General features: G+C 72.3%; 27 protein-coding genes and 1 pseudogene. 20 read left to right on the top strand and 8 right to left on the bottom strand.

Translation table 11 applies throughout. The features are described from left to right. The first annotated feature begins 55 nt into the window (after positions 1 to 55). The 4 genes from ACZ6K0_RS32780 (at position 56) to ACZ6K0_RS32795 (ending at position 3,796) form a co-directional block, all read left to right on the top strand. Entirely contained in the window at positions 56 to 1,627 is a 1,572-nt protein-coding gene (locus ACZ6K0_RS32780; protein WP_469233270.1) for a flavin-containing monooxygenase, read from the top strand. A gap of 8 nt (positions 1,628 to 1,635) precedes the next feature. After that, positions 1,636 to 2,544 carry an alpha/beta fold hydrolase gene (locus tag ACZ6K0_RS32785; RefSeq protein ID WP_469233480.1) on the top strand — a complete coding sequence of 303 codons (909 nt, stop codon included), beginning with the start codon at positions 1,636 to 1,638 and terminating at the stop codon, positions 2,542 to 2,544. Then, the gene (locus ACZ6K0_RS32790) at positions 2,541 to 3,431 is read left to right on the top strand and encodes an SDR family oxidoreductase (protein ID WP_469233272.1); all 891 of its coding nucleotides are present in this window, start codon (positions 2,541 to 2,543) and stop codon (positions 3,429 to 3,431) included. The genes ACZ6K0_RS32785 and ACZ6K0_RS32790 overlap by 4 nt, the downstream gene beginning before the upstream one ends. A gap of 179 nt (positions 3,432 to 3,610) precedes the next feature. After that, the gene (locus ACZ6K0_RS32795; RefSeq protein WP_376402772.1) at positions 3,611 to 3,796 is read left to right on the top strand and encodes a hypothetical protein; all 186 of its coding nucleotides are present in this window, start codon (positions 3,611 to 3,613) and stop codon (positions 3,794 to 3,796) included. Positions 3,797 to 3,861: 65 nt separating this feature from the next. On the opposite strand, the gene ACZ6K0_RS32800 is transcribed toward ACZ6K0_RS32795, so the two are convergent. Further along, positions 3,862 to 4,650 (bottom strand): IclR family transcriptional regulator, encoded by a 789-nt coding sequence (locus ACZ6K0_RS32800; protein WP_469233274.1) that lies wholly within the window; start codon positions 4,648 to 4,650, stop codon positions 3,862 to 3,864. Between the two features lie 129 nt (positions 4,651 to 4,779). On the opposite strand from ACZ6K0_RS32800, the gene ACZ6K0_RS32805 reads away from it, so the two are divergent. Continuing rightward, on the top strand, positions 4,780 to 5,274 hold the full coding sequence (locus ACZ6K0_RS32805; protein ID WP_376402766.1) for a GNAT family N-acetyltransferase: 495 nt from the start codon (positions 4,780 to 4,782) through the stop codon (positions 5,272 to 5,274). Positions 5,275 to 5,292: 18 nt separating this feature from the next. Here ACZ6K0_RS32805 and ACZ6K0_RS32810 read toward each other — a convergent pair whose 3' ends face one another. After that, positions 5,293 to 8,739 carry a S41 family peptidase gene (locus ACZ6K0_RS32810; protein WP_469233277.1) on the bottom strand — a complete coding sequence of 1,149 codons (3,447 nt, stop codon included), beginning with the start codon at positions 8,737 to 8,739 and terminating at the stop codon, positions 5,293 to 5,295. Between the two features lie 196 nt (positions 8,740 to 8,935). Between ACZ6K0_RS32810 and ACZ6K0_RS32815 the strand changes: the two genes are divergently transcribed. Both ACZ6K0_RS32815 and ACZ6K0_RS32820 read left to right on the top strand, forming a co-directional pair. After that, positions 8,936 to 9,508: a TetR/AcrR family transcriptional regulator gene (locus tag ACZ6K0_RS32815; RefSeq protein ID WP_376402760.1), complete on the top strand. Its 573-nt coding sequence runs from the start codon at positions 8,936 to 8,938 to the stop codon at positions 9,506 to 9,508. A gap of 126 nt (positions 9,509 to 9,634) precedes the next feature. Beyond that, on the top strand, positions 9,635 to 11,794 hold the full coding sequence (locus ACZ6K0_RS32820) for an MMPL family transporter (RefSeq protein WP_469233280.1): 2,160 nt from the start codon (positions 9,635 to 9,637) through the stop codon (positions 11,792 to 11,794). Positions 11,795 to 11,852: 58 nt separating this feature from the next. Here ACZ6K0_RS32820 and ACZ6K0_RS32825 read toward each other — a convergent pair whose 3' ends face one another. Beyond that, a complete protein-coding gene (locus tag ACZ6K0_RS32825; RefSeq protein WP_376402754.1) occupies positions 11,853 to 12,212 on the bottom strand; it encodes an SsgA family sporulation/cell division regulator in 360 nt (119 codons plus the stop codon). A 143-nt stretch (positions 12,213 to 12,355) separates the two neighbouring features. Between ACZ6K0_RS32825 and ACZ6K0_RS32830 the strand changes: the two genes are divergently transcribed. The 6 genes from ACZ6K0_RS32830 to ACZ6K0_RS32855 all read left to right on the top strand — a co-directional run bounded on the left by ACZ6K0_RS32830 (position 12,356) and on the right by ACZ6K0_RS32855 (position 17,952). Continuing rightward, on the top strand, positions 12,356 to 13,387 hold the full coding sequence (locus tag ACZ6K0_RS32830) for an energy-coupling factor ABC transporter permease (RefSeq protein WP_376402751.1): 1,032 nt from the start codon (positions 12,356 to 12,358) through the stop codon (positions 13,385 to 13,387). Between the two features lies 1 nt (position 13,388). Further along, on the top strand, positions 13,389 to 14,153 hold the full coding sequence (gene cbiQ / locus ACZ6K0_RS32835; protein ID WP_376402748.1) for a cobalt ECF transporter T component CbiQ: 765 nt from the start codon (positions 13,389 to 13,391) through the stop codon (positions 14,151 to 14,153). Continuing rightward, complete coding sequence (locus ACZ6K0_RS32840; protein WP_469233283.1) at positions 14,138 to 14,896, top strand: energy-coupling factor ABC transporter ATP-binding protein; 759 nt, start codon at positions 14,138 to 14,140, stop codon at positions 14,894 to 14,896. The genes cbiQ and ACZ6K0_RS32840 overlap by 16 nt, the downstream gene beginning before the upstream one ends. 120 nt (positions 14,897 to 15,016) lie before the next feature. Then, the gene (locus tag ACZ6K0_RS32845) at positions 15,017 to 16,204 is read left to right on the top strand and encodes a serine hydrolase domain-containing protein (RefSeq protein WP_469233285.1); all 1,188 of its coding nucleotides are present in this window, start codon (positions 15,017 to 15,019) and stop codon (positions 16,202 to 16,204) included. A gap of 203 nt (positions 16,205 to 16,407) precedes the next feature. Continuing rightward, positions 16,408 to 17,397, top strand: coding sequence for an ArsR family transcriptional regulator (locus ACZ6K0_RS32850; protein WP_469233287.1), 990 nt, complete (start codon positions 16,408 to 16,410; stop codon positions 17,395 to 17,397). Between the two features lie 69 nt (positions 17,398 to 17,466). Next, positions 17,467 to 17,952, top strand: coding sequence for a YbaK/EbsC family protein (locus tag ACZ6K0_RS32855; protein WP_376402737.1), 486 nt, complete (start codon positions 17,467 to 17,469; stop codon positions 17,950 to 17,952). A gap of 36 nt (positions 17,953 to 17,988) precedes the next feature. Here ACZ6K0_RS32855 and ACZ6K0_RS32860 read toward each other — a convergent pair whose 3' ends face one another. Together ACZ6K0_RS32860 and ACZ6K0_RS32865 are read right to left on the bottom strand one after the other, a co-directional pair. Beyond that, positions 17,989 to 18,606 (bottom strand): LysE family translocator, encoded by a 618-nt coding sequence (locus ACZ6K0_RS32860; RefSeq protein WP_376402733.1) that lies wholly within the window; start codon positions 18,604 to 18,606, stop codon positions 17,989 to 17,991. Between the two features lie 86 nt (positions 18,607 to 18,692). Then, positions 18,693 to 19,349 carry a 2OG-Fe dioxygenase family protein gene (locus ACZ6K0_RS32865; protein ID WP_469233290.1) on the bottom strand — a complete coding sequence of 219 codons (657 nt, stop codon included), beginning with the start codon at positions 19,347 to 19,349 and terminating at the stop codon, positions 18,693 to 18,695. 238 nt (positions 19,350 to 19,587) lie between these two features. Between ACZ6K0_RS32865 and ACZ6K0_RS32870 the strand changes: the two genes are divergently transcribed. From ACZ6K0_RS32870 to ACZ6K0_RS32890, 5 genes are all read left to right on the top strand, one after another. Beyond that, entirely contained in the window at positions 19,588 to 20,388 is an 801-nt protein-coding gene (locus ACZ6K0_RS32870; RefSeq protein ID WP_469233292.1) for an SDR family NAD(P)-dependent oxidoreductase, read from the top strand. Positions 20,389 to 20,514: 126 nt separating this feature from the next. After that, positions 20,515 to 20,838, top strand: coding sequence for a hypothetical protein (locus ACZ6K0_RS32875; protein WP_376402725.1), 324 nt, complete (start codon positions 20,515 to 20,517; stop codon positions 20,836 to 20,838). Positions 20,839 to 20,941: 103 nt separating this feature from the next. Then, positions 20,942 to 21,556, top strand: a complete 615-nt coding sequence (locus ACZ6K0_RS32880; protein ID WP_469233294.1) for an RNA polymerase sigma factor — start codon at positions 20,942 to 20,944, stop codon at positions 21,554 to 21,556. Next, complete coding sequence (locus ACZ6K0_RS32885; RefSeq protein ID WP_469233296.1) at positions 21,553 to 21,906, top strand: hypothetical protein; 354 nt, start codon at positions 21,553 to 21,555, stop codon at positions 21,904 to 21,906. The genes ACZ6K0_RS32880 and ACZ6K0_RS32885 overlap by 4 nt, the downstream gene beginning before the upstream one ends. Before the next feature lie 125 nt (positions 21,907 to 22,031). After that, on the top strand, positions 22,032 to 22,574 hold the full coding sequence (locus tag ACZ6K0_RS32890; RefSeq protein WP_469233298.1) for a hypothetical protein: 543 nt from the start codon (positions 22,032 to 22,034) through the stop codon (positions 22,572 to 22,574). Between the two features lie 83 nt (positions 22,575 to 22,657). On the opposite strand, the pseudogene ACZ6K0_RS32895 reads toward ACZ6K0_RS32890, so the two are convergent. The 3 genes and pseudogenes from ACZ6K0_RS32895 to ACZ6K0_RS32905 form a co-directional block, all read right to left on the bottom strand. Continuing rightward, positions 22,658 to 22,909: pseudogene (locus tag ACZ6K0_RS32895) on the bottom strand (YdcF family protein); the annotation flags it as partial. A 66-nt stretch (positions 22,910 to 22,975) separates the two neighbouring features. Then, on the bottom strand, positions 22,976 to 23,176 hold the full coding sequence (locus tag ACZ6K0_RS32900; protein ID WP_469233300.1) for a DUF397 domain-containing protein: 201 nt from the start codon (positions 23,174 to 23,176) through the stop codon (positions 22,976 to 22,978). A 15-nt stretch (positions 23,177 to 23,191) separates the two neighbouring features. Next, the gene (locus tag ACZ6K0_RS32905) at positions 23,192 to 24,055 is read right to left on the bottom strand and encodes a helix-turn-helix domain-containing protein (protein ID WP_469233302.1); all 864 of its coding nucleotides are present in this window, start codon (positions 24,053 to 24,055) and stop codon (positions 23,192 to 23,194) included. A 563-nt stretch (positions 24,056 to 24,618) separates the two neighbouring features. Here ACZ6K0_RS32905 and ACZ6K0_RS32910 point away from each other — a divergent pair. Both ACZ6K0_RS32910 and ACZ6K0_RS32915 read left to right on the top strand, forming a co-directional pair. Further along, positions 24,619 to 25,038 carry an ATP-binding protein gene (locus ACZ6K0_RS32910; protein WP_376402707.1) on the top strand — a complete coding sequence of 140 codons (420 nt, stop codon included), beginning with the start codon at positions 24,619 to 24,621 and terminating at the stop codon, positions 25,036 to 25,038. After that, positions 25,028 to 25,318, top strand: coding sequence for a DUF7848 domain-containing protein (locus ACZ6K0_RS32915; RefSeq protein ID WP_376402704.1), 291 nt, complete (start codon positions 25,028 to 25,030; stop codon positions 25,316 to 25,318). The genes ACZ6K0_RS32910 and ACZ6K0_RS32915 overlap by 11 nt, the downstream gene beginning before the upstream one ends. The last annotated feature ends 70 nt before the right edge of the window (positions 25,319 to 25,388 follow it).

Here is a 25,388-nt window from a genome sequence, read left to right on the forward strand (position 1 = left end):
GTCCCGACTGTGCCAGTGATTGCTGGCGTGATCTGCCGGGCGTTCGGGAGGCGGCATGGCGAAGCACGAGCACGTACGGGTGGCGGTGATCGGATCGGGATTCGGTGGCCTGGGGGCCGCCGTCCGGCTGCGCCGCGAGGGAATCACCGACTTCGTCGTCCTGGAGCGGGCCGACTCCGTGGGCGGCACATGGCGCGACAACAGCTACCCCGGCTGTGCCTGCGACGTGCCCTCGCACCTCTACTCCTTCTCCTTCGCGCCCAACCCCGACTGGCCGCGGACCTTCTCGGGACAGCGCCACATCCGCGCCTACCTGGAGCATGTCACGGACACCTTCGGGATCCGTCCCCACCTGCGCCTCAACCACGAGGTGCGGCGGATGGCCTGGGACGCCGAAGCGCTCCGCTGGGAGATCGAGACCAGCCAGGGCTCCTTCAGCGCCGAGGTCGTCGTCTCCGCGACGGGCCCGCTGTCCGACCCCAAGATCCCCGACATCCCGGGGCTCGCCGACTTCCCCGGCAAGGTCTTCCACTCCGCCCGCTGGGACCACGACTACGACCTCACCGGCAAGCGCGTCGCCATGATCGGCACCGGCGCCTCCGCCATCCAGATCGTGCCCGCGATCCAGCCCCTGGTCGGGAAGCTGACGCTCTTCCAGCGCACGCCCCCGTGGGTCATGCGCCGCATGGACCGCGCCATCAGCGGCCCCGAGCGCTGGCTCCACCGCGCCGTGCCCGTCACCGGCACCCTCCGCCGCGGCCTGCTCTGGGGCATCCGCGAACTCCAGGTCGGCGCCTTCACCAAGCACCCCAACGAGCTCGGGCTGATCGAGAGGCTCGCCAAGGCCAACATCGCCAAGGCGATCAAGGACCCGGCGCTGCGGGCCAAGCTGACGCCCTCGTACCGCATCGGCTGCAAGCGCATCCTGCTCTCCAGCACGTACTACCCGGCCGTCGCCCAGCCCAACGTCGACGTCGTCGCCTCCGGGCTCCGCGAGGTCCGCGGCTCGACCGTGGTCGCCGCCGACGGCACCGAGACCGAGGTCGACGCGATCGTCTTCGGCACCGGCTTCCACGTCACCGACATGCCGATCGCCGAGCGGGTCGTCGGCGCCGAGGGGCAGACGCTCGCCGAGGCCTGGAAGGACGGCATGGAGGCGCTGCGCGGCGCCACCGCCGCAGGCTTCCCCAACTTCATGACGGTCATCGGCCCCAACACCGGCCTCGGGAACTCCTCGATGATCCTGATGATCGAGTCCCAGCTGAACTACATGGCCGACTACCTGCGCCAGCTGAACATGCTGGGCGGGCGCGCCGCGCTCGCCGTCCGACCCTCCGCCGTCGGCGCCTGGAACCGCAAGGTGCAGACGCGCATGGAGCGGACCGTCTGGAAGGCGGGCGGCTGCGAGAGCTGGTACCTCGACGCCAACGGCCGCAACACCACCCTGTGGCCGGGGACGACGGGCGAGTTCCGCAAGGAGACCCGGCAGGTCGACCTCTCCGAGTACGAGGTGCTGAGGGCCCCCAAGGCCCCCAAGCCCGCCGAGGCCCCCAAGCCCGCCGAGGCCGCCGAGCCCGCCCCGGCGGAGAAGACCCGCCCGTCCCGCACGAAGGAGGCCGCCAAGTGAGCCGGCACCTGACCTCGCTGCCCGCGTCCCGCGAACTCACCGCCGTCTCCGCCGACGGCTCCCGGATCCACGTCGAGGTGTACGGCCCCGAGGGCGCCCCCGCCGTCGTCCTCTCCCACGGCTGGACCTGCTCGATCGCCTTCTGGGCCGAGCAGATCCGGTCCCTCGCCGCCGACCACCGGGTCGTCGCCTACGACCAGCGCGGCCACGGCCGCTCCCCGCTCCCCGCCGGACCCTCCGGATACTCCGTCAGGGCCCTCGCCGACGACCTCGAAGCCGTCCTCGCGGCCACCCTCGCCCCCGGCGAGAAGGCCGTCGTCGCCGGGCACTCCATGGGCGGCATGACCGTCATGGCGGCGGCCTCCCGCCCCGGCTTCCAGGAGCACGCGGCGGCCGTACTGCTCTGCTCCACCGGGCCCTCGCGGCTGACCGCCGAGGCCACCGTCGTCCCGCTGCGCCCGAGCGAGCGGCGCACCCGGCTGACCCGGGGCGTCCTCGGCGCGAAGGCCCCCCTCGGGCCCGTCACGCCCGTCTCGAAGAGGATCCTCAAGTACGCGACGATGGGACCGGGGTCCGCCCCCGAACGGGTCGACACCTGCGCCCGGATCGTGCACGCCTGCCCGCGCGGCGCCCGCGTCGGCTGGTCCCACGTGCTTTCCGCGCTCGACGTCGAAGCGGGCGTGCGGGAGCTGGACCTGCCGGTGGCCGTCCTCGTCGGCACCGCCGACCGGCTCACCCCGCCCGTCCACTCCCGGGCCATGGCCGAGGCGCTCCCGCAGTGCGTGGGGCTCCTCGAACTCGCCGGCGCGGGCCACATGACGCCGGTGGAGGCCCCCGAGGCCGTCACCGCGCGGATCCGTGAACTGACCGACACGTACCTGACCGACACGCGTCAGGAAGCGAAGGAGAAGGCATGAGCCGGGTGAGCCTGGAAGGACAGGTCGCGGTCGTCACCGGAGGGGCCCGCGGCGTCGGCGAACTCCTCGCCCGCAAGCTCTCCGCGCGCGGCGCGAAGATCGCGCTCGTCGGCCTGGAGCCCGAGCAGCTCAAGGAGGTCGCCGGGCGGCTGCACACCGAGGCCGACTGGTGGCACGCCGACGTCACCGACCACGAGGCGATGGCGAAGGTCGCGGCCGAGGTCAAGGAGCGGTTCGGGAAGGTCGACATCGTCGTCGCCAACGCCGGTGTCGCGGCCGGCGGCCCGTTCGTCGAGTCCGACCCCGACGCCTGGCGTCGGGTCATCGAGGTCAACCTCATCGGCGGCGCCGTGACCGGCCGGGCGTTCCTGCCCGTCCTCATGGAGTCCCGGGGGTACTTCCTCCAGATCGCCTCGCTCGCGGCGCTCACCCCGGCCCCGATGATGACGGCGTACTGCGCCTCCAAGTCGGGCGTCGAGGCCTTCGCACACAGCCTGCGCGCCGAGGTCGCGTACAAGGGCGTGCGGGTCGGCGTCGGCTATCTGTCCTGGACCGACACCGACATGGTGCGGGGCGCCGACCAGGACGACGTGATGCGCGAACTCCGCTCCCGGCTGCCGTGGCCGGCGAACCGCACGTACCCCCTCGGCCCGGCCGTCGACCGGATCGTCGCGGGCATCGAGCGGCGCTCCTCCCACGTGTACGCGCAGTGGTGGCTGCGCGGGATGCAGTCGGTCCGGGGCTATGTCCCCGGGGTGATCGCGGCGGTCGGGCAGCGCGAGATGCGGCGCTTCGAGCCGCGCCTCGGCTCCGTCTCCAAGGGGCTCGTGGGCGCGGGCGGCGCGGCCGACGAGCAGGCACGGGCGGGGGACACGAACCGGCGGTGACGGGGGACGCGACCCGGCGGTGACGGGGGACCGGCCCGACGGCGAAGGGGAGTCCGGTGACGGGGAGTGAAGGGCGGTGGCTGATCGAAATGCGTGGGATGTGCGCCCGTGCAAGGCTGGTCGAGCCCGATGGGGCATGACGCCCCGTCGCCCCCACACCCTTCTAGGAGTGAATCTTCATGGGCATGAAGGACCAGTTCCAGGACAAGGCGGAGCAGCTCAAGGCGCAGGCCAGGCAGGCCGCGGGCAAGGCGAAGGACGAGGCGTCCGAGCGCGCCTCCCAGGGCCGCGGCCGCTCCGAGGACGAGACGCGCAAGGCCCAGCAGGAGGCCCAGGACCGTTTCGACCAGGACTACGACGCCTGACGTCCGTCTCTGAGGCGTTCGGCTGAGGAAGGCGCATCCGGGACGCCGGGTGCGCCTTCGCGTGGTCAAGGCTCCGGCGGGCGGGGAGCGCGGGGCACGATCGAGAAGGTCCGGTCGAGGAGGACGCTCTCGGCGCGGTCCTGGAGGCGGCGCGCGAGCTGCTTGAGGTCGGCGGTCCGGGTGGTCGGGAGCGAGATCGCGAGGGCGGCCGCGGAGGAGCCGACCGTGATGGGGACAGCGGCGCAGACGGTGCCGAGGGCGTACTCCTCGTACTCGAGGTGGGGCAGCCCGCGCCGTTGGGAGGCGAGGCGGCGCTCGACGGCGGTGCGGCCCGCCACGGTGTGCCGGGTGAGCGGCGTCGCGGGGTTCCGGTCGAGGTGGGCGGCGCGCTCCTCGTCGCCGAGCTGTGCGAGGAGCGCCTGCCCGGCGGCGTGCGCGTGGCCGGTGAGTCCGAACTCGGCCCACTCGGTGACGGGCGGGCAGTCGGGGTTGCGGGAGACGGCCGTGACCCGTATCTCGCCCTCGCGGTAGATGACGAAGTACACGGCGGCGTCGAGTTCCAGACTGAGGGCGTCCGTCCACTCCTGGGTGGGGAGCCCCTCGGGCGCGGAGGCCTGCGGGACCGCGAGGCCGGCCGGATCCGCGAGGGCGTATCCGTGGCGGTCCTTGCTCACCAGTCCCTCGTGGCAGAGGGTCCGCAGCAGGTGGTACGCGGTGGGAAGCGGCAGGTCGGTGTCGCGCGCGAGCTGCTTGGCGCTCGCGCTGCCGCCCCGGTGGTTCAGGGCGCGCAGCAGGTGGACGGCGCGCTGGACGGACTGGATGAGGGTCTGGCCGGTAAGTGAGCGTTCGGGCATGCGGGTTCCTGTTCTGCATCTTCTGCATCCTGGACGGCGTGCTCCGCCCGGCGGGTTTCCGCCGAATCCGGCCCCGGGCCGCAGGATATTAGGGCGCCCTTTCCCCGGGCGAGCGCATAGCGTGCCCCCATGCCTGAACTGCAGCGACTGCGCCCCGACCACGCGCCCGCCCTGCTCGCGTTCGAGCGCGAGAACAGGGCCTACTTCGCCGCCTCCGTGCCCGACCGGGGAGACGCGTTCTTCGAGGAGTTCGAGGACCGGCACCGGGCCCTCCTCGACGAGCAGGAGACCGGTGCGATCCATTTCCATGTCCTGGTGGGGGAGGGCGGGGAGATACTCGGCCGGTTCAACCTCGTGGACGCCGTCGACGGGGCCGCCGACCTCGGGTACCGGGTCGCCGAGAAGGCGACCGGGCGGGGCGTGGCGACGGCCGGGGTGCGCGAGGTGTGCCGGCTGGCGCGGGAGGCGTACGGGCTGACCAGGCTGACCGCCGCCACGACCCTCGACAACGAGGGGTCGAGGGCCGTGCTCGGGCGGGTCGGTTTCGGCGCGGTCGGGAGCGTGACGCTGGACGGGAAGCCCGGGACCTCCTACGAGCTGGACCTCGGCGCGGCCCACGCGTAGGCCGCCCACGCGGGCCTGTTACGTGGTGGACCTCGGCGGCAGTTTCGGGCGGGAGCGGTCGGGGACTGCCTCGTAGCCCGGGGGGCTGGCCGCCGGGGTCTCCTCAAGGAGCGCGAGGGCGACGTGCACGGCGTCGTCGAGCTGGGCGTGCCGTCCCTCGGCCCAGTCGAGGGGGGTGCGCAGGACCGCGAGGTCGGGTTCGACGCCGTGGTTCTCCAGGGACCAGCCGTACTCGGGGAACCAGGCCGCGTTCATCGGGACCGTGATCTGGGTGCCGTCGCCGAGCCGGTGACGGCCGGTCATGCCGACGACCCCGCCCCAGGTGCGCTGGCCGACGACGGGACCGAGGCCGAGGAGCTTGAAGGCTGCGGTGATCATGTCGCCGTCGGAGGAGGTGGCCTCGTCGGCGAGGGCGACGACGGGGCCGCGCGGGGCGTTCGAGGCGTACGAGACGGGCTGGGCGTTCCGGGTGAGGTCCCAGCCGAGGATCTTGCGGGTGAGTTTCTCTATGACGAGCTCGCTGATGTTGCCGCCGGCGTTGCCGCGGACGTCGACGATGAGGGCCGGCCGGGAGACCTCCATGCGGAGGTCGCGGTTGAACTGGGCCCAGCCGGAGCCGCCCATGTCGGGGATGTGGAGGTAGCCGCAGCGGCCCCCGCTGATCTCCCGGACGACGGCCCGGCGTTTGGCGACCCAGTCCTGGTAGCGCAGGGGCCGTTCGTCGACGAGGGGGACGACGGCGACGCGGCGGGGGCGGCCCTCGTCCTCGGCGGGGGTGAAGGTGAGCTCGACGGTGGTGCCGCCGGTGCCGGAGAGCAGCGGGTACGGGCCGGTGACCGGGTCGACGGGCCGGCCGTCGACGTGGGTGAGGACGGCGCCCTCGCGGATGCCGGTGCCGGCGAGCGGGGAGCGGGCCTTGGAGTCGGAGGACTCGCCGGGCAGGATCCGCTTCACCGTCCAGCCGGTGTCCCGGGGCACGAGGTTGGCGCCGAGCAGGCCCATGGGCCGCTGGTAGTGCGGCGGGCCCTCGTTGCGGCGGGCGGGGGTGACGTACGCGTGGGAGGTGCCCAGCTCGCCGACGACCTCGCGGAGCAGGTCGGCGAACTCGTCGGGGGAGGAGACCCGTTCGACGAGCGGCCGGTACTGGTCGAGGACGGCCGTCCAGTCGACGCCGCCCATGCCGGGCTCCCAGAAGTAGGCGCGGACGATCCGGCCGGCCTCGTCGAAGGCCTGGCGCCACTCGGCGCCGGGCTCGACCTCGTGGAGGATGCGCCGCAGGTCCAGGTAGACGGTGGAGTCGCCGTCCCCGGACTCGGTGGCGGGTACGGCCCGCAGCTCGCCCTCGTCGGCGACGACGAGCCGGGTGCCGTCGCCGCTGACGGCGAACCAGTCGAGGTCCTTGGCGAGTTCGGTCTTGCGGGCCTTGGTGATGCTGAAGTGTTCGAGCGAGGGGCGGCCCGAGGTGTCGGCGGGGTTGGCGAAGGTCTCGCCGAGCGCGCCCGAGATGGGCCAGCGCAGCCAGACCAGACCGCCGCCGCTGACGGGGTGCAGCGCGGAGTACTTGGAGGCGGTGACCGGGATGGGGGTGACCCGGTCGGGGAGCCCCTCGATCTCGACGGTGACGGTGCCGTCGCCGGTGTCCGTCTCGTCGTCGGCGGGGTCGAGGCCGCCGGCCGCCGGGCGCCCGTCGGGCAGCAGCGCGAAGGGGGAGGGCGTGGCGGAGGAGAGCGGTACGAGGTAGGGGCGGCAGCCGAGCGGGAACGACAGGTCGCCGGTGTGGACGTCGTACACCGGGTCGAAGCCGCGCCAGGAGAGGAAGGCGAGGTAGCGGCCGTCGCGGGTGAAGACGGGGTTCTCGTCCTCGAAGCGCCCGTTGGTGACGTCGACGACCGTCCGGGGGCCGGGGCCGGAGATGCGGGCCATCTTGATGGAGCGCAGGGAGCGGCCGATGCCGGGGTGGGACCAGGTGAGCCAGGCGCCGTCGGGGGAGAAGGCGAGGTCGCGGACGGGCCCGTTGACGGACCGGATCAGCTCGGTGACCCCGCCGTCCGCGGAGTCGTTCCCGGGCCCTTCTCCGGGCCCGTCCCCCGCCCCGCCGTCCGCGGAGTCACCCCCGGCCCCTTCTCCGGGCCCGTTCCCGGGCCCGTCCCCCGCCCCTTCGGTCGGGGCGGGCTCCCCGGCCTCCTCCTCCGTCGCGTCGATGAGGAGGAGCCGGCCGTCGTGGGAGGCGATCGCGAGCCGCTCGCCGTCCGGGTCGGAGATCAGCTCCTCGACGCGGCCGAGGCGGCCCGAGGCGAGCCGGCGCGGCGGCCGGTCGCCGCTGGCGCGCGGCAGGTAGGCGACCTCGACGGCGTCCTCGCCGTCGGCGTCGGTGACGTACGCGACCTGGCCGCCGCTGCCGAGCATCTCGGGCAGCCGGACGCGGACGCCCGGCGCGTCGATGATCGTCCGGGCCGGGCCGTCGCGGTGCGTGAGCCAGTACAGGCTGCCGCGTACGGAGACGGCGCTGGCCCGGCCGGTCTCGTCGACGGAGACCGCGTCGACGTGGTGGGCGGCGGGCACCTGGTAGGAGCGCCGGCCGACGCGCTGGCCGCCGAGCCGGACGTCCAGCTTCCGGGGGCGGGAGTCGGCGGTGAGCTCGTCGACGATCCACAGGTCGCCCGCGCACTGGTAGACGACCCGGCGCCCGTCGGTCGACGCGTGCCGGGCGTAGAAGGCGTCGTGGTCGGTGTGGCGGCGCAGGTCGGTGCCGTCGGGGAGGCAGGAGTAGAGGTTGCCGACGCCCTCGTGGTCGGAGAGGAAGGCGACCCGGCCGCCGACGGCCATGGGGGAGTCGAGGTGGCCCCCGATGTCGGGCAGGAGCCGTTCGCCGTGCAGCCAGAGCCGTCCGGTGGCGCCGCCGAGGTACCGCTTCCAGGACGCCGGCTCGTGCGGCGGCTTCCCGGTGAGGAGGATCGTGCGGCGCTCCGCGCCGGTGGCGTCGCCGGTGATGCCGGCGTCGGCGGTGACGGCGATGTCGGAGACCGGGCCCCAGGGCATGCGGCCGCCGGGGGAGCCGTCGGTGGAGACGGTGTAGGCCCAGGAGTAGTACGAGAAGGGCTGCCCGTGCGAGGAGACGGCGAGGATGTCGGAGTGGCCGTCCCGTTCGGGGTCGGGGGGCGTCCAGCCGCAGACACGGGTGTCGGTGGAGCCCCAGTAGGTGAGGCGCCGGGCGGATCCGCCGTCGATGGGGACGAGATGGATCTCCGGGTCGAGGCTGCGCCAGTTCGTGTACGCGATGTGGCGGCCGTCCGGCGAGAAGCGCGGGTGGCCGACCCGGGTGCGGTCGACGGTCAGCCGCCAGGCCCGGCCGGGGCGGAGTCCCTCGGGGACGAGGGGGGCGATCCAGAGATCGTCCTCGGCCGCGAAGCACAGCAGGTCGTCGTGGAGGTGCGGAAACCGGAGATACGCGACGTCGTCACTCACCTGTACATGCTTTCCGCGCGGAGGGGGTGCGGCAACTCGTACGTGTATACGGGCTTCCGGCGCGGTGTGGTGCGGCGCGGTGTGGTGCGGTGTGGTCCAGGACACGTACGAAACGGTTTCGTTTCGCTGGGGCCGCGGGTACCTTCGTACTGTACGAAACCGTTTCGTTCGCACTGTCGGATCGGAGGAGCCGTTCATGGCTCGCAGCAGACTCACTCCCGAGCGGGAGTCCGAGCTGTACACAGCCGTGCTCGACCTCCTCCGCGAGGTCGGTTACGACGCCCTCACCATGGACGCCGTCGCCGCCCGCACCCACTCCAGCAAGGCCACCCTCTACCGCCAGTGGGGGAGCAAGCCCGAGCTGGTCGCCCGGGCGCTGCGCGCCAACAAGCCCGCCGATCTCGCCGAGATCGACACCGGCTCGCTGCGCGGCGACTTCCACGTGCTCATGGAGCGGACCGACGACTGCCAGATGGAGAAGGACTCCGCACTGATGCGGGGCCTGGCCCATGCCGTCCACACCCACCCCGAACTGCACCGGGCGCTGCGCGAGCTGCTCATCGAACCCGAGATGAACGGCCTCGACGAACTGCTGCGCCGAGCGGTCCGCAGGGGAGAGGTCGACGCCGACAACCCGGCGCTGAAGCTCCTTCCCCACATGCTGATCGGTGCGTTCATCGCCCGGCCGCTGATCGAGGATCAGCCGGTCGACCGTGCCTTTCTCACCGCCTACGTCGACGCCGTCGTGCTCCCCTCACTCGGCGTCTGACCCCACCCGCACCGGCACACCCGGCCGGAGCACCCACACGACACACCACACCACCTGACGCGCACCGCTCACCCGTCGGGCCGGCTCCCCATGTCCTGTCCCACCCCACAATGGGAGTACGCCCCCGTGGCCACGTTCCTCTACAAGCTGGGCCGTTCCGCCTTCCGGCGCCGACGGCTCGTCGCCCTCCTCTGGGTGGCGCTCCTGGCGGTCGCCGGCATCGGCGCCGCCACCGCGCCCGCCCCCACCTCCGGCTCCTTCTCGATACCCGGCACCGAGGCCCAGCGCGCCTTCGACCTGCTCGAAGAGCGCTTCCCCGGAGCCGGCGCCGACGGCGCCACGGCCCGTGTCGTCTTCAAGGCCCCCGAGGGCCAGAAGGTGACCGACCCGGCCCACAAGGCCGTCGTCGAGGAGACCGTCGGCGCGCTGAAGTCCGGCTCGGACCAGATCGTCTCGGTCGCCGACCCGTACACCGCGCACGCCGTCTCGCAGGACGGCTCCACGGCCTACGTCTCCGTCGCCTACAAGGTCAACGCGATGGAGCTGACCGACGAGACCCGCGAGGCGCTCACCCAGGCCGGTGAGCACGCGCAGGGCAAGGGGCTGACCGTCGAGGTCGGCGGTGACGCCCTCCAGACCATGCCGGAGACCGGCGCGGGCGAGATCGTCGGCGTGGTCATCGCCGGCATCGTGCTCGTCGTCACCTTCGGCTCGCTCGTCGCGGCGGGGCTCCCGCTGCTCACCGCGATCATCGGCGTCGGCATCGGCGTCTCCTCGATCGCCGCCCTCGCGAACGTCCTCGACCTGGGCTCCACCACCTCCACCCTCGCGATGATGATCGGCCTCGCGGTCGGCATCGACTACGCCCTCTTCATCGTGTCCCGCTACCGCGCGGAGCTCGCCGACGGGCGCGAGAAGGAGGAGGCCGCGGGCCGCGCGGTCGGCACGGCGGGTTCGGCGGTCGTCTTCGCCGGACTCACCGTCGTCATCGCCCTGGTCGGCCTGGCCGTCGTCAACATCCCGATGCTGACGAAGATGGGCTTCGCCGCCGCCGGCACGGTCGTCATCGCCGTACTGATCGCCCTCACCCTCATCCCGGCGCTCCTCGGCTTCGCCGGGGACAAGGTCGTCGGCCGCAAGCAGCGCAAGGGCACCGCGAAGGTGAGCGACAAGCCCAACGGGGGCACCCGCTGGGCCCGGTTCGTCATCCGGCGCCCCCTGATGGTGCTGCTCGTCGGCGTCATCGGCCTCGGCGCGATCGCCGTGCCCGCCGCCTCCCTGGAGATGGGCCTGCCGGACGACGGCGTCAAGCCCACCTCCACCACCGAGCGCCGCGCGTACGACACGCTGTCGGACGGCTTCGGCCCCGGCTTCAACGGCCCGCTGCTCGTCGTCGTCGACGGCGACAAGGCCACCGCGGACAAGACCGTCTCCACGATCAAGGGCCTCGAAGGCTGGGCCGCCGTCACCCCGGCGACCCCGAACAAGGCCGGCGACGCCGCGATGATCACGGTGGTCCCGAAGGACCGTCCGTCCTCCGTCGCCACCGAGGACCTGGTCCACGACATCCGGAACGCCACCGGCGACGAGGTCCTCGTCACCGGCGCCACCGCGATGAACATCGACTTCTCGCAGAAGATGAACGACGCGCTCGTGCCCTACCTGGCACTCGTCGTCGGCCTCGCCTTCCTGCTCCTGACGGTGGTCTTCCGGTCGATCCTGGTCCCGCTGAAGGCGGCCCTCGGCTTCCTGCTCTCGGTCGTCGCGGCCCTCGGCGCGGTCGTCGCGGTCTTCCAGTGGGGCTGGCTCGGCAGCCTCTTCGGGGTCGAGCAGACCGGCCCGATCATGTCGATGATGCCGATCTTCATGGTGGGTGTCGTCTTCGGTCTCGCGATGGACTACGAGGTCTTCCTCGTGACCCGCATGCGGGAGGCGTACGTGCACGGGGAGCGGCCCGGCGAGGCGATCGTGACCGGCTTCCGGCACAGCGCCCGGGTGGTCGTCGCCGCGGCGGTCATCATGATCGCGGTCTTCTCCGGCTTCATCGGCATGACCGACCAGATGATCAAGATGATCGGCTTCGGCCTGGCCGTCGCGGTCCTCTTCGACGCCTTCGTGGTCCGGATGGCGATCGTCCCGGCCGTGCTCGCGCTCCTCGGCCACAAGGCCTGGTGGCTGCCGAAGTGGCTCGACCGGGTCCTGCCGAACGTCGACGTGGAGGGCGAGGGTCTCGCCGCGTCGACGGGTGAGCCCGCGCCCGCGAAGCCGGACCTCGTGAAGGTCTGACCTCATGAAGGTCTGAACCTCGTGAAGGTCTGACCTCCGGGTCCACTCCGTTACGCCGTCAGTGTGTCGTCAGCGACGTACTGGCGGCGTACGTGTGCCGGAGGAAGCGGAGCAGGGGAGCGGTGTCGAACTGGACGACCGCGACCCCGTCGGCCGTGTGGAACTCGACGACCGTCTGCACCCGGCCGCAGGGCCACACCCCGATGTCGCCGCGGCGGGTCGGGGTGCGCAGCCCGGTTTCGAGGAGCGCGCGCGGGAAGGACCACTCGACGCCGTCGGGGAACCCGAAGCGGACGGTCGCGGGGGAGAAGTCGGCGTCGTAATGGAGGGTCACGGGCACGGGCCGGGAGAGGGGGGCGTCGCTGATGATCCGTCCTTTGGCGTGGTCGTCGACTGCGTGTTCCTCTACGGCGGCCATCGCGGGCTCCTCACGTTTTGTCCTGCTATCAGCCAATGTGTCACTCCTTCCCGCCGTGTGCGAGGGGCATGCTCCGTCTGCCCTGTGATCTGTGACCTATGCGCTCTTGCAACTGGTTCGCAAGAAGGCTCATCATTCGGGACGTGCATGTACCTGACGGATTCATCAACGCCCCCGTATCGGCCGCCGCCGGTGTCGTCGCCGCCGGCGCCGTCGCCGTCAGCCTGCGGGGGGCCCGCCGCGAGCTGGACGAGCGGACGGCGCCGCTCGCCGGGCTCGTCGCGGCGTTCATCTTCGCCGTGCAGATGCTGAACTTCCCGGTCGCCGCCGGGACCAGCGGACACCTGCTCGGCGGCGCGCTCGCCGCGATACTCGTCGGCCCGTGGACCGGCGTCCTGTGCATCGCCGTCGTCCTGCTGATGCAGGGCATCCTCTTCGCCGACGGAGGCCTCACCGCCCTCGGCGTGAACATCACCGTCATGGGCGTCGTCACGGTCGTCGTCGCGTACGCGCTCTTCCGGGGCCTCGTCCTCGTGCTGCCGCGCACCCGCCGCTCGGTGACCGTGGCCTCCTTCGTCGCCGCGCTCGTCTCCGTGCCGTCCGCGGCCGCCGCCTTCACCCTCGTCTACGCGATCGGCGGCACCACCGACGTACCGCTCTCCAAGGTCCTGACGGCCATGGTCGGCGTGCACGTCCTCATCGGCATCGGCGAGGCCGTCATCACCATGCTGACCGTCGGCGCGGTCGTCGCCGTCCGCCCCGACCTCGTCTTCGGCGCCCGCGGTCTGACGTCCCCGCTCAAGCTGCGGGTCGACGGCGAGCTCGTCGACGCGGCGGCCCCCGCTCCCGTCGCGCCCGCGGGCTCCCCGAAGAAGCTGTGGATCGGCGGTGTCGTCACCGCGCTCGTCCTCGCCGGCTTCGTCTCCTTCTACGCCTCCGCCAGCCCCGACGGCCTGGAGAAGGTCGCCGCCGACAAGGGCATCGACGCCAAGGTCGAGGAGCACGCCGCCGCCGGCTCGCCGCTCGCCGACTACGGCGTCAAGGACGTCGACAACGCCCGGCTCTCCGGCGGCCTGGCCGGCGCCATCGGCGTGGGCGCGACCCTCGCCGTCGGCACGGGCGCGTTCTGGGTCGTGCGCCGACGCCGTACGGGCCAGGAAGCCGCGGCGGTCTGACATGGGAGCCGGGCACGCTCACAAGCTCTACCGGCACGCGCACTCGCCGGTGCACGCGCTGCCCCCGCACACCAAGCTCGCGGCCGTCCTCGGCTTCGTCGTGGTCGTCGTCTCGACGCCCCGCGAGGCCGTCTGGGCCTTCGCCCTCTACGCCCTGCTCCTCGCGGCCGTGGCGGCGAAGGCCCGCGTCCCGGCCGGCTTCCTGCTGAAGCGGCTGCTCATCGAGGTGCCGTTCGTCGCGTTCGCGCTGCTCATGCCGTTCGTGGTGCCCGGCGAACAGACGACCGTCCTCGGGGTGTCGCTCAGCGTCCCCGGCCTGTGGGGCGCCTGGAACGTCCTCGCCAAGGGCACCCTGGGCGTCGCCGCCTCCGTACTCCTCGCCTCCACCACCGAGCTGCGCGCCCTGCTCCTCGGACTCCAGCGGCTGAGGCTGCCCCCGCTGCTCGTCCAGATCGCCTCGTTCATGATCCGGTACGGCGACGTCATCACCGACGAGATGCGCCGCATGTCCGTCGCCCGCCGCTCGCGCGGCTTCGAGGCGCGGGGCGTCCGCCACTGGGGCGTCCTCGCGAAGTCCGCGGGCGCGCTCTTCATCCGCTCGTACGAGCGTGGCGAACGCGTCCACCTGGCCATGGTCAGCCGCGGCTACACGGGCACCATGCCGGTCATCGACGAGGTGACCGCCACCCGCGCCCAGTGGACGTACGCCGCCGCGCTGCCGCTCACCGCACTCCTGATCTGCCTCCTCGGATGGACGACGTCATGACCACTCCCCCCTCCCTAGAGGTCCGCGGCCTCGCGTACGCCTACCCCGACGGCCACCAGGCCCTCTTCGGCGTGGACCTGACCGTCGGGCGCGGCGAGCGGGTCGCCCTCCTCGGCCCCAACGGCGCCGGCAAGACCACCCTCGTCCTCCACCTCAACGGCATCCACACCGGCGGCGCGGGCACGGTCACCGTCGCCGGGCTCCCGGTCGGGAAGAAGCACCTCGCCGAGATCCGGCGGAAGGTCGGCATCGTCTTCCAGGACCCCGACGACCAGCTCTTCATGCCGACCGTCCGCGAGGACGTGGCCTTCGGCCCGGCGGCGGCGGGCCTCCGGGGCGCCGAGCTGGAAGCCGTCGTACGGAAGGCCCTCGACCGGGTCGGCATGGCGGAGTACGCGGACCGGCCGCCGCACCACCTGTCGTTCGGGCAGCGCCGCCGGGTCGCGGTGGCCACCGTCCTCGCCATGGAGCCGGAGATCCTCGTCCTCGACGAGCCGTCCTCCAACCTGGACCCGGCCTCGCGCCGCGAGCTCGCCGACATCCTCCGCTCCCTCGACGTCACGGTCCTCATGGTCACCCACGACCTGCCGTACGCCCTGGAGCTCTGCCCGCGCGCGGTGATCCTCAGCGAGGGCGTCATCGCCGCCGACGGGCGGACCGGCGACATCCTCGCCGACACGGAGCTGATGGCCCGGCACCGCCTGGAGCTGCCGTTCGGCTTCGTGCCGAGCTCCGTGGTCTGACGGCCGTCCTTCTCGTGGCCTGACGGCCGTCCTTCTCGTGGCCCGACGGCCCCGGAATCCGTCCTTCTCCCGCCGCGTTGCACCATGGAGGGTCGGAACGACGAGTGAGGGAGTGGGGACGTGGACGTCCAGGGCACGGTGGCGGCGGGCTGGGAGCCGGTCAGGGACGCGTTCCTGCGCAACTTCGAGCAGCGCGGCGAGCGCGGGGCGGCCCTTGCCGTCCACCGCGACGGCGAGAAGGTCGTCGACCTGTGGGCGGGCAGGAGGGATGCCGACGGCGGGGCGGAAGCCGGGACGGACCCGTGGACGGCCGACACCGCCCAGGTCGTCCGCTCGGCCACGAAGGGCGTCGCCGCGGCCGTCCCCCTGCTCCTGCACCAGCGCGGCCTGCTCGACCTGGACGCCCCCGTGGCGACGTACTGGCCGGAGTTCAAGGCGGCCGGCAAGGACCGGGTGACCGTACGGCAGCTCCTCGCGCACCGGGCGGGCGTGCCCGTCCTGGACCACCCGCTCACCCTCGCCGAGGCCGTCGACCTGCCGACGGCGACCCGCGCGATAGCCGCCCAGGCCCCCGTCTGGGAGCCCGGCACCGCCCACGGCTACCACGCCCACACCTTCAGCTGGCTGCTCTCCGGCCTCGTCCACCGCGTCACCGGCCGCACCATCGGCCGCTGGGCCGCCGAGGAGATCACCGGCCCCCTCGGCCTCGACCTGTGGATCGGGCTCCCCGAGGCGGAGGCCCACCGGGTCGGCCGCCTCGGACCCGTCGAGGAGATCGACCCGCCCGGCAGCGGCGCCCTCAAGCTTCGCCCCAAGCGCTCCGTCAGCGAGGCCTACCGGGACCCCGGCTCCCTCACCCGGCGCGCCTTCGGGGTCATCGAGCCCCAGCCCGACGAGAACGACCCCGTCTACCGGGCCGCCGAGCTGCCCGGCTCCGCGGGCGTCGCCACCGCCCGCGCACTCGCCCGCTTCTACGCCGCGACCCTCGGCCCCGTCGACGGCGCCGAGCGCCTCTTCGCGCCGGCGACGCTCACCCTGGCCCGTACGGAGGAGTCGGCGGGACCGGACAAGGTGCTGCTGGTCGGCACCCGCTTCGGCCTCGGCCACATGCTGCACGGACCGGCCTCCCCGCTCCTCGGCCCGTCCTCCTTCGGCCACCCCGGCCGCGGCGGCTCCCTCGGCTTCGCCGACCCCGAGTCCGGGATCGCCTTCGGGTACGTCACCAACGGCATGCGGAAGACGGTCACGGCCGACCCGCGCGCCCAGGCCCTGGTGCGGGCGGTGCGGGCGGTCGTGGACCGGCCCTGACCTGACTGGACCTTGATCTGACCGGACCTTGACCCTGGCTTGACTTGACCTGACATTCTGAGCCACCGCCCGGCGGATGCGGGGGTGCGTGGCCAGTACCTTGTGCCTGCCCGCTGACCGGTGGGCAGGCACGGGGGTGCATGCAGGTGAGCGAGATTCCGTCGCGGCCGTCCGACTGCGCGACGAGGAGCGATCCGAACCGCGTGACGGTGCGGATCGCGAGCAGCCGGCTCTGGGAGATCTACGGCAGCATCGGGCTGCTCTCGGCGCACCGGGGCCTCGTGCCCTGGCCGTACGCCAACTGGGACAAGGCCGCCCGTCGTTCGCTGAGCCGCTCCGACGTGACCATCCCGGGCTGGCTCGTCCACCTCTTCCGGACCGGCGCCGGGACCCTCCCGCCGTTCCTCCTCACCGTCCCCGCCTCGGACGGGCCGGACCTGGCCGAGGAGCTCGCCCCCCTCGCGGCGGTCTGCCACGACCGGGCCCGCGCGGAGCTCGAACAGCGCTTCCCGCGGGGCGTGCCCGCCGAGGTGCGCCCGCTGTACGCGGACCCGGCGGCGCGCGTCGCCGAACTCCGTGCCTTCCTCCCGCGGTACTGGCGGGCCGCGCTGGCCCCGTACGCGGCGACCCTGCGGGCGACGACGGAGGAGGACATCCTGCGCCGCGCCCGCACGCTGGCCACGCAGGGCCCGGAGGCGCTCCTGAACGCGGTGGGCGGGATCGCGGTGCCCGGCGGGGTGGCCGTGCCCGGTGTGATGGCCGTGTCGGGCGTCTCCCGGCTCGTCCTCGTACCGCTGCTGTTCGGCCGCGGAGCTCCTTTCTCCACGGCGGCCCGCGACGGCACCGAGGCGGCCCTGTCCTACCCGGTCGACGGGTCCGCCCTCCTCGTCGCGGAGGCTCCGCCCGAGCGGCGCGCGGACGCTCCCGTGCGCGGCGACCGGCTGGAGATCCTCATCGGCAGGAGCCGGGCGGGTGTCGTACGGGCCCTGGTGGCGCCCACGACGACCTCGGACCTGGCGACGGCCCTCGGCCTCGCCCCGAGCACGGTCTCCCAGCACCTCACGGCCCTGGTGGCCGCGGGCGTGGTGCGGCGGCGCAGGGCGGGCGTCCGCGTGCTGTACGAACTGGACCGCCCGGGCGTCGTGTTACTCAGGCATCTGGACCACGCGCGCGGCATGCACACGGCCCGCTGACCGGCCAGTAGGGTCGACGAGCCGTACAACTCGCCGTACACGTACATCGGTTGCAACAGGAGAGAACGCATGTCCCAGGAAACGTACGAGAAGCTGGTCGCCCTGCTCGACGAGCGCGGCGCCGCCTACCGGGTGATCGAGCACGCGCCCGAGGGCGCCACCGAGGCGGTCAGCGCCCTGCGGGGGCACGCACTCGCCCAGGCGGCCAAGTGCATCATCGCCATGGTCAAGATCGGCAAGAAGGAGAAGCGGTTCGCGCTGGTCGTCGTCCCCGGTGACAAGCGGATCGACCTCGCGGCGGTGAAGGCGCTGTACGGCGGCACCTACGTCTCGTTCGCGTCCCCGGAGATCGCCGAGGAGCTCGCGGGCTCGGAGAGCGGCACGATCCTGCCGTTCTCCTTCGACGAGCGCCTGGAGCTCTTCGTCGACCCGGACCTCCTGGCGCACGGGGAGTTCTACTTCAACGCCGCCCGTCTCGACCGCTCGATCGCGCTCTCCAGCGCGGACTACCGGTCGATCGCGGAGCCGCGCGTCGAGAAGGTGTCGACGGACTGACGTCGACCGGCTGAGCTCCTTCTGCAGAGCTCGCCGTCAGGCCATGGCCGGCGTGAGCGCGAGCAGCATCCCCAGGCCGACGAGCACGGTGCCGATGACCTTGTTGAGCACGGTCTGGCGCTGCAACAGGCGGGACCGCAGGCTCTGGTTGGAGAAGAGGAGCGCGGCGAGCGCGAACCAGACCAGGTGGGCGAAGGACATGAAGAGGCCGTAGCCGACCTGCTGGAAGACGGGGGTGTCGGCGCTGACGACCTGCGTGTACGTGCTCAGCACGAACAGCATCGTCTTCGGGTTGAGCGCGTTCGTCAGGAAGCCGGTGCGCAGCGCGCCGGCCTTCGACAGGCCGTCGCCGCTCGACAGGTCGACGTCCACCTGGGTCTTGGTGACGAACGTCTTGTACCCGATGTACACCAGATAGGCGGCGCCGATCAGTTTCATCGCCGTGAAAAGCATCGGGGTCCGGGAAACCAGAAGCCCCACGCCCAGCATGGTGTAAGTGACATGGACGAGAACGCCCAGGGAAATTCCGACGGCGGCGAGAACGCCGGCGGTCCGCCCGTACAAATAGCTGTTGCGGACGGTCATCGCGAAATCCGCGCCGGGGCTGATGACAGCCAGAATGGTGATGACCGCCACGGCGATGAGCTGACCCATGTACCCGTCTTCCCGTTCTTCTCACTCAAGGGGTGCGCGGGCGGGGGCGGCGCCTCGCGGACGCCGGCCCCCACCCGCGTCTGACATCAGGGCTTGTGACGGTAGGTCACGACCAGCACGTCGCGCGAGGCCGGGGCGGTCGAATCGATCTGCTCGATGGGCGTGACGCCGTGGTAGACCCGCTCGTCGTTGACGAGCGCCAGGTCGAGGGGGTCGGTCAGGGCGAACTTCTCGACCGGCTGCTTGTCCAGGTTGAAGACGGTGCTCTCGCCGCCGGTGGCGTTGGTGCGGCCGATCATCGCCATCAGGACGAAGGTGACGCCGTCGCGGTGGACGCCCTCGGGCGTCGGCAGGCCGACCTCCTCGCCGTCGACCTCGATGCGGAACTGGTGGGCCTCGATGTGCCACGCGGAGTACGGGGCGAGCCGGCCGAAGATGTCGCAGCCCAGGGTGACCAGGCTGCTCATCGTGGCGCCGCGCAGCGACGCGTCCTCGAACGGCTCGTAGTGCCGGGCCACGCCGCCGTTGAGGTTGTTGTAGTCGAGCCCCTGGTAGTGCGGCTGGTGGGGCTCGACGCGGTAGTCGGCGCTCGACCGGGGCGCGCTCAGCGTGGCGTGCCGGCGGCGGCGGTAGCGCCCGCCGTCCGCCATGTAGCTGTCGAGCGGCATCCGGCCCCAGCTGTCGCGGAAGGGCTCCAGGTCGTCGAGCGCGTTTTCCGAGCGCTGGAGGAGAAGCTGCTTCACCTTCTCGCCGGAGCGAAGGTCAAAGCTCCGGGAAGAAAGGGACTCGCATATTTCCTCTACTCCGGATTCGTACGTCGAAGACATTGTTCCCCCTGTGTCCACGTGGTCATCGGCGTAGTCGATCGTGGTATTTGCGACGGGTGCATGTCAAAGCCTTTCGGTCGTGGCCGAATTGTCACAACTCCCTTTTGTGAACGGAATGTTGCGAGCGGATGGTGCGATGGGTAGGGGAAGCCACATGGATCTCAGGGAGAACGCGGAACACGCGAAACGCTTCGACGGGTACGCGGTACTGATCACGGGCGCGGCCCGCGGCATCGGCGCGGCCACCGCACGGCGCCTCGCGGCGGAGGGCGCGCGGGTGCTGGTCACGGACATCGACGAGGACGAGGCCGCGCGGACCGCCGCCGAGCTGCCCGGGGCGGTGGCCCTGCGCTGCGACGTCGGCGACCGGGACGCGGTGGAGGCGGCCGTCGCGTACGCGGTGGAGACCTTCGGCGGCCTCGACGTCCTCGTCAACAACGCCCTCGCCCCCGTCGCCCCCGACCGCGACCGCTTCGAGGACGAACCGGACGGGGGCTGGGCGGGCCAGCTCGACGTGACGCTGATGGGCGCGGTCCGCTGCTCCCGGGCGGCGCTGCCGCACCTCGCGGCGGCGGGCGGGCGCGGGGCGATCGTCACCATCGGCTCGGTCAACGCCGAGGTGGACTTCGGCAACCACGCCTACAGCGCGGCCAAGGCGGGCCTGGCCTCCCTCACCCGGACCCTTGCGGGCGACGCGGCACCGCGCGGTGTCCGCGTCAACCAGATCAACCCGGGGACGATCGCGACGACGGCCTGGGCGGGCAAGGAGGCCGGACTCGCGGCCCTCGCGGACCGCGTCTACCCCCTGGGCCGGGTCGGCACGCCGGAGGACGTGGCCGCCGCCGTCGCGTTCCTGGCGTCGCGGGACGCGTCCTGGATCACGGGCACGGTCCTGCGGGTCGACGGCGGGCTGCTTGCGGTGAACTCGCACTTCGCGGAGGTCCTGGCGGACTGAGGGGTCAGGAAACCTCTTGGCCCGAGAACTTCTTCGACGGGAGACGCAACCTCGGGAGGTGCCACACGTCTGGTGGGTTGAAGGCGCCCTTCACGTCCCGTCCCACCTCCTCCCTTGGAGAACCTCATGAACCGCAATTCCCGCCGCGTCCTGGGCGCCGTCGCCGGTGCCGCGCTGCTCCTCGGCGGTGCCTTCACCGCCCAGGCCGTCGCCGACTCCGGCGCCAAGCCGGCGCCGAAGGTCGTCACCCCCGCCGACTCCGGGGCCAAGCCGGCGCCGAAGGTCGTCACCCCCGCCGACTCGGTCCCGCAGCCGGCGACGAAGCCGGTCGTGGTGAAGCCGGGCACGGCGCAGCCCGCCGCCGGCGAGAAGGGCGTCCCGGCCACGAAGTCGGTCCCCGCGGAGAACGCGCCCCGCGTGGTCAGCCCGGGCACGGGCGCCAAGAAGTAACACCGGAGCGGGGGCGGACCGGTCACCCGGACCGGCCCGCCCCACCCCGCTCCCGCCCGACCCGCTCCCGCCCAATCCCCTCCCCACACCCCGAACGAGGCCCATGCAGTACGCGATAGCCGCGGCACCCTCCTGGTGGTCCCGTCTGCTCGCCCGCGTGTCCGGGACCGAGGGCGGGGCGGTCGTACGGGAACTCCGCCCGCGCGCACGGGTCACGCCGCACGACGAGGGGCCGCCCACCCTGACCGACCTGTACAGGGCCCGCCGGCTCGACATGGTGCGGCTGGCGCTCTTCCTGGTGGACGACCTGCACACGGCCGAGGACGTCGTCCAGGACGCGTTCGCGGCGCTGTGCCGCGCGTACGGGACCTCGTTGGACGGCCTCCAGGACCCGGGGGCGTACCTGCACACCGCCGTGGTCAACGCGGCCCGCTCCGTACTGCGCCGCCGCCGCACGGCCCGCGGCTACACCCCGCCCCACCAGCCGGCGAGCGCCCCGGTGGACGAAGGCCTCCTCCTCGCGGAAGAACACCGCCACGTCCTCGACGCGCTGGCCCAGCTCACCGCCCGCCAGCGGGAGGTCCTCGTCCTCCGCTACTGGTCGGAACTGACCGAGGCGCAGATCGCCCGGACCCTCGGCCTCTCGCGCGGCACGGTGAAGTCCACGGCGAGCCGGGCCCTGGACGCCCTGGAGAAGAGACTGGAGGCGTCCCCATGACCCCCCGACCACCCACCGAAGACCGCCACGCCACGACGGAGACCCGCCTCAGAGCGGCCCTGACGGCCCGGGCGGCCCAGATCACCCACCACGACCTACGCCGGGAGGACCCGCCGCAGGGCCGCGGCTGGACCGTCCGCACGCTGCGCGGCCCCGGCCTCGCCGCGCTGGCGGCAGCGGCGGCGGTAGCGGCCGTCTGCCTCCTGTACCTGTTCCCCGGCAGCCCCCTGGCCCCCACCCCGGTCCAGCCTGCCCGCCCCCCGGGCATCAGCGACCCGGCACCACCCGACGCGACGCCGACCACCCCCGTACCGGCGTCGACGCCCCGGGTCGTCAAGCCGTCGGAGTGATCCTTTCGTGGGCGCGCCGTCCGGGGTGAGGGAGCGCGCCCACGACGGAGTGAATGGCGCGAGGGGGCACACACCCCCACTTGACTGGCCTGCGTAAGTCCCGACTCACGTAAGGCCCTTGCGACATGCATGCACTTCCGCCGATCGGCGCCGAGATCCCCTGCTCCCGCCTCGCGATCAACACCCCGCTCCGGATCAAGGACGAGCTCGTCACCGTCGACTTCCGGGGCGGCATCAAGCACCGCGTCGACGTCAACCCCGACGACCCGATGAACTCCGTCCGCATGCGGACCGTCGGACACAAGATGAGCGCGGAGCTGCCGGGAGAGGACGGGAAGAGCCCGGGCACCATCACCATCGAGCAGAACGACGTCGACGTCGACGCGCCCACCATCCTGCGCCTCACCCAGAACTTCCCGCCCAAGTACGAGTTCCGCGAGGTCTCGACCTTCACGATGGTCATCGAGCGGCCCGGGGACGGGAACGGATACGCGCCGCTGGTTCTGACCACGAAAGAGCCGATGGTCCTCATCGGACAGCTGACCCAGTACCCGCCGCGCGGCGACCTCTACAAGCTGGAGAAGCCGGTCGAGCTGGTCGACCTGGAGGACCCGACCAAGGTGCTCGCCGTCATCGAGCAGTTCCCCGTCAAGGTCGGCGGCCTCTAGGCGCCGGGCGCGACGAGACGGCTGGTGAACCCCTGGTCCCGAAGGCGCTCGAAGGCGCCGACGACGGGCCGGGGGATCTCCGTCTCGCCGGCGTTCCGGGCCCGGGGCTCGACGAGGACGACGTCCTCCGGCACCCCGGACTCGAGCGCCCGCTCCCGATAGTGCTCGGCCTCGCCCCGGGGCATCCGCTCCCGCGTGGTCGGGCTGGTGGCCCCGGTGAACACGATCACCGGCGCCAGCCCTTGCCGGTACAGCCCGACGGCCACGTCGGCGACCCCGAGGTCATGACTCCCGAGCCCGACGGCGACGGAGCAGGGCCGGGGCGTGTGCCCCATCTGCTGGAAGTCCCAGAGGAGTTGGGCGTCGGCCCGGGTCCCGGGGGCGGTGCCGGTCGCCACGGCCTACAGCCGCTCGGCCTTCACGGCCCCGACGAACGACGCCCACGCCGCCGCCTCGAAGAAGACGCACGGCCCGGCGGGGGCGGCCTTGCTGTCGCGTACGGGCACGGTGCCCGAGAGGTCGTCCCTGACCTGGACGCACTGGCCGTTCCCGCTGCTGTAGCTGCTGCTTCGCCACGTGGGCTCGGCGGGGTCGTGCTGCACTCCGAACACCTTCTCTCAGTCTTTCGCTTCCGCAACCTTAGCCAGCAGGTCGGCGCTGTCGTTCGGTCCCAGCGCCACCGCCTGAAGGTGCTCGAACATCGACTTGTAGCGCCGGATCTCCGCCTCCGACTCCAGGAACAGGTCACCGGCGGGCGTGTCCAGGTAGACGAGCTCGGGGTCGTCCGCGTCCGGGAAGTCCATGTGGACGAAGCTGCCGGTCATGCCGGCGTGCGCGCCCTTCTCGAACGGGATCACCTGGAAGGTGACGTGGGGCTCGGCCATCAGGTCGAGCAGGTGCCGCGCCTGCCCGCGCATGACGTCGCGCCCTCCGACTGCACGTCTCAGGGCCGCCTCGTCGACGATGGCCCAGAGCTGCAGAGGCTGCTCCTTGGTGAGGACGGACTGCCGTTCCATGCGCGCCTGGACGCGCTGCGCGACCTCCTTCTGGCTGGCCATCGGCAGGACGCCTTTGACGACTTCCGAGGCGTAGGGCTCGGTCTGGGCGAGCCCGGGGACGAACAGCGACTCGTAGTTGCGGACCGTCCGCGCTTCGGCCTCGAACCCGATGTACGCGGTGTACTCCTCGGGCAGCTCCGAGTGGTACGGCCGCAGCCACCCCTGGTCGTTCGATCCGCTCTGGAGCGCCAACAGGTCGTTTCGCTGGCCATCGTTGGCCTGGTACAGGTCCAACAGGCTGACGAGGGTGCGCTTCTGCGGGCGCGCACGTGATCGCTCGATCCGGTAGAGGGTCGCCTCGTTGATCCCGGTCCGCTCCGTGACGTCTTCACGGGTGAGCCCCGCCTCGGCGCGGAGCTTCCTCAACTCGGCCGCGAGACGCCGGAGTCGGACGGTCGGTGGTCGCGGTCGCTTGTCCGGCATGCTGCGTCCCTTCTCTGCCGGGCTGATACCCGCGAGTGTGCGTGGTCACCGCGCAATCGCTCAACTCGATTCGAACGCCGAGAGGTATTTCGCAAGGCTTGCATTCTTTGGTGAGGCGCGGGCATTCTGTGACTGAGGTCACCCGCCGTCGCCAAGTCGTGACGATGGGTTGATCTTGCTGGCCTGTGCGCGAAACAGGCAGACCCCCGCGACCGTGCGACCGGTCCGGGGGCGTGGCCAACGCTTTCAAGGAGCGTCAACATGAGTAACCCTATCGTCCGCCTTGTCGGACTGGTCCTGCGGCTGTTACTGCCCCCGTCGGGGCGGCGGCGTTTGGGTGGGGCTCCGGTCCCGACCCCGCGCGGGTGCGTCGCTCGAACCGCAACTGATCGGTGCCGCACCCGCGTTCCCCTCCTCCGAGGGGAGGACAACCGACTCGTACGCCCCTACCTCGACGCGCACGAGACCGCGCGGGCCCAGCGTCAGCGGCGGCGGGCCCTGTGGTTGGCCACGCACGGGGTCGACGTCGGGGCGCGGCGGATCCACGGCGTGGAGGTGGCCTGATGGGGCCCGCACCCGACGGCGCCGTGGTGCTGCGCTGGCAGCCCGCCGCCCGCAGTGTGCCGCTCGCCCGGCGGGAGTTGCGCCGCGCGCTCGCCCGGTGGGAATGGGGGGCCGTCGAGGACGTCGCCTCGCTCGTGCTCTCCGAGCTGCTCACGAACGCCGTCCGGCACGGCCGCGTGGCCGGCCGCGAGGTCGAGACGCACTTCGCTCAAGTGCCGGGCGCCAGACTGCGTATCGAGGTCCATGACGCCTCCGAGCGGCGGCCGTTGATGGCGCTGCCCGACGGCGTCGGCGACGGCGGGTGGGGGCTTCCGCTCGTCGACAGTCTCGCCGTCAAGTGGGGGGTCTGCGACCGCCTCGGGACGGGAAAGCTGGTGTGGGCTGAGCTTGCCGTGGAGGGGGAGTCGGATGCGCCGTGAGGGTACTGCGTTAGGCCGGGTTGCGGGGCCGTACCACCGGGGCGCCCGGCGGCCGAAGCTCTGGGCGTTACGGGCCGACCGCTCCGGGAGCGGGCCGATCACCGAGGCCGAGTGCACCACCTGCCTGGACGGTTCCGGCGCGGCGGACGACGGGCGCGGGCCCGCCGTCTGGTGCCTGGCCCACGCCGAGGAGACCGGGCACACCGGCTTCCGCCGTATCCGTACCGACTTCTTCCGGGCGACCTCGTCCGTACCCGGTGACGGCGACGGTCCTCGCTGAGCGCGTGAGCGCGTATTTCGTTTGCTGTTCCTAGGGGTCCTAGGTTAAACCTAGGACCCCTAGGAACGGT

It is taken from the genome of Streptomyces sp. NPDC042346, from assembly GCF_055581845.1.

Excerpts from the sequence above, each read along its gene's own strand:
- ACZ6K0_RS32780 (WP_469233270.1), top strand. The coding sequence starts at position 56 with ATGGCGAAGCACGAGCACGTACGGGTGGCGGTGATCGGATCGGGATTC.
- ACZ6K0_RS32790 (WP_469233272.1), top strand. The coding sequence starts at position 2,541 with ATGAGCCGGGTGAGCCTGGAAGGACAGGTCGCGGTCGTCACCGGAGGG.
- ACZ6K0_RS32795 (WP_376402772.1), top strand. The coding sequence starts at position 3,611 with ATGGGCATGAAGGACCAGTTCCAGGACAAGGCGGAGCAGCTCAAGGCG.
- ACZ6K0_RS32800 (WP_469233274.1), bottom strand. The coding sequence starts at position 4,650 with ATGCCCGAACGCTCACTTACCGGCCAGACCCTCATCCAGTCCGTCCAG.
- ACZ6K0_RS32805 (WP_376402766.1), top strand. The coding sequence starts at position 4,780 with ATGCCTGAACTGCAGCGACTGCGCCCCGACCACGCGCCCGCCCTGCTC.
- ACZ6K0_RS32815 (WP_376402760.1), top strand. The coding sequence starts at position 8,936 with ATGGCTCGCAGCAGACTCACTCCCGAGCGGGAGTCCGAGCTGTACACA.
- ACZ6K0_RS32825 (WP_376402754.1), bottom strand. The coding sequence starts at position 12,212 with ATGGCCGCCGTAGAGGAACACGCAGTCGACGACCACGCCAAAGGACGG.
- cbiQ (WP_376402748.1), top strand. The coding sequence starts at position 13,389 with ATGGGAGCCGGGCACGCTCACAAGCTCTACCGGCACGCGCACTCGCCG.
- ACZ6K0_RS32840 (WP_469233283.1), top strand. The coding sequence starts at position 14,138 with ATGGACGACGTCATGACCACTCCCCCCTCCCTAGAGGTCCGCGGCCTC.
- ACZ6K0_RS32855 (WP_376402737.1), top strand. The coding sequence starts at position 17,467 with ATGTCCCAGGAAACGTACGAGAAGCTGGTCGCCCTGCTCGACGAGCGC.
- ACZ6K0_RS32860 (WP_376402733.1), bottom strand. The coding sequence starts at position 18,606 with ATGGGTCAGCTCATCGCCGTGGCGGTCATCACCATTCTGGCTGTCATC.
- ACZ6K0_RS32870 (WP_469233292.1), top strand. The coding sequence starts at position 19,588 with ATGGATCTCAGGGAGAACGCGGAACACGCGAAACGCTTCGACGGGTAC.
- ACZ6K0_RS32875 (WP_376402725.1), top strand. The coding sequence starts at position 20,515 with ATGAACCGCAATTCCCGCCGCGTCCTGGGCGCCGTCGCCGGTGCCGCG.
- ACZ6K0_RS32880 (WP_469233294.1), top strand. The coding sequence starts at position 20,942 with ATGCAGTACGCGATAGCCGCGGCACCCTCCTGGTGGTCCCGTCTGCTC.
- ACZ6K0_RS32885 (WP_469233296.1), top strand. The coding sequence starts at position 21,553 with ATGACCCCCCGACCACCCACCGAAGACCGCCACGCCACGACGGAGACC.
- ACZ6K0_RS32890 (WP_469233298.1), top strand. The coding sequence starts at position 22,032 with ATGCATGCACTTCCGCCGATCGGCGCCGAGATCCCCTGCTCCCGCCTC.
- ACZ6K0_RS32905 (WP_469233302.1), bottom strand. The coding sequence starts at position 24,055 with ATGCCGGACAAGCGACCGCGACCACCGACCGTCCGACTCCGGCGTCTC.
- ACZ6K0_RS32910 (WP_376402707.1), top strand. The coding sequence starts at position 24,619 with ATGGGGCCCGCACCCGACGGCGCCGTGGTGCTGCGCTGGCAGCCCGCC.
- ACZ6K0_RS32915 (WP_376402704.1), top strand. The coding sequence starts at position 25,028 with ATGCGCCGTGAGGGTACTGCGTTAGGCCGGGTTGCGGGGCCGTACCAC.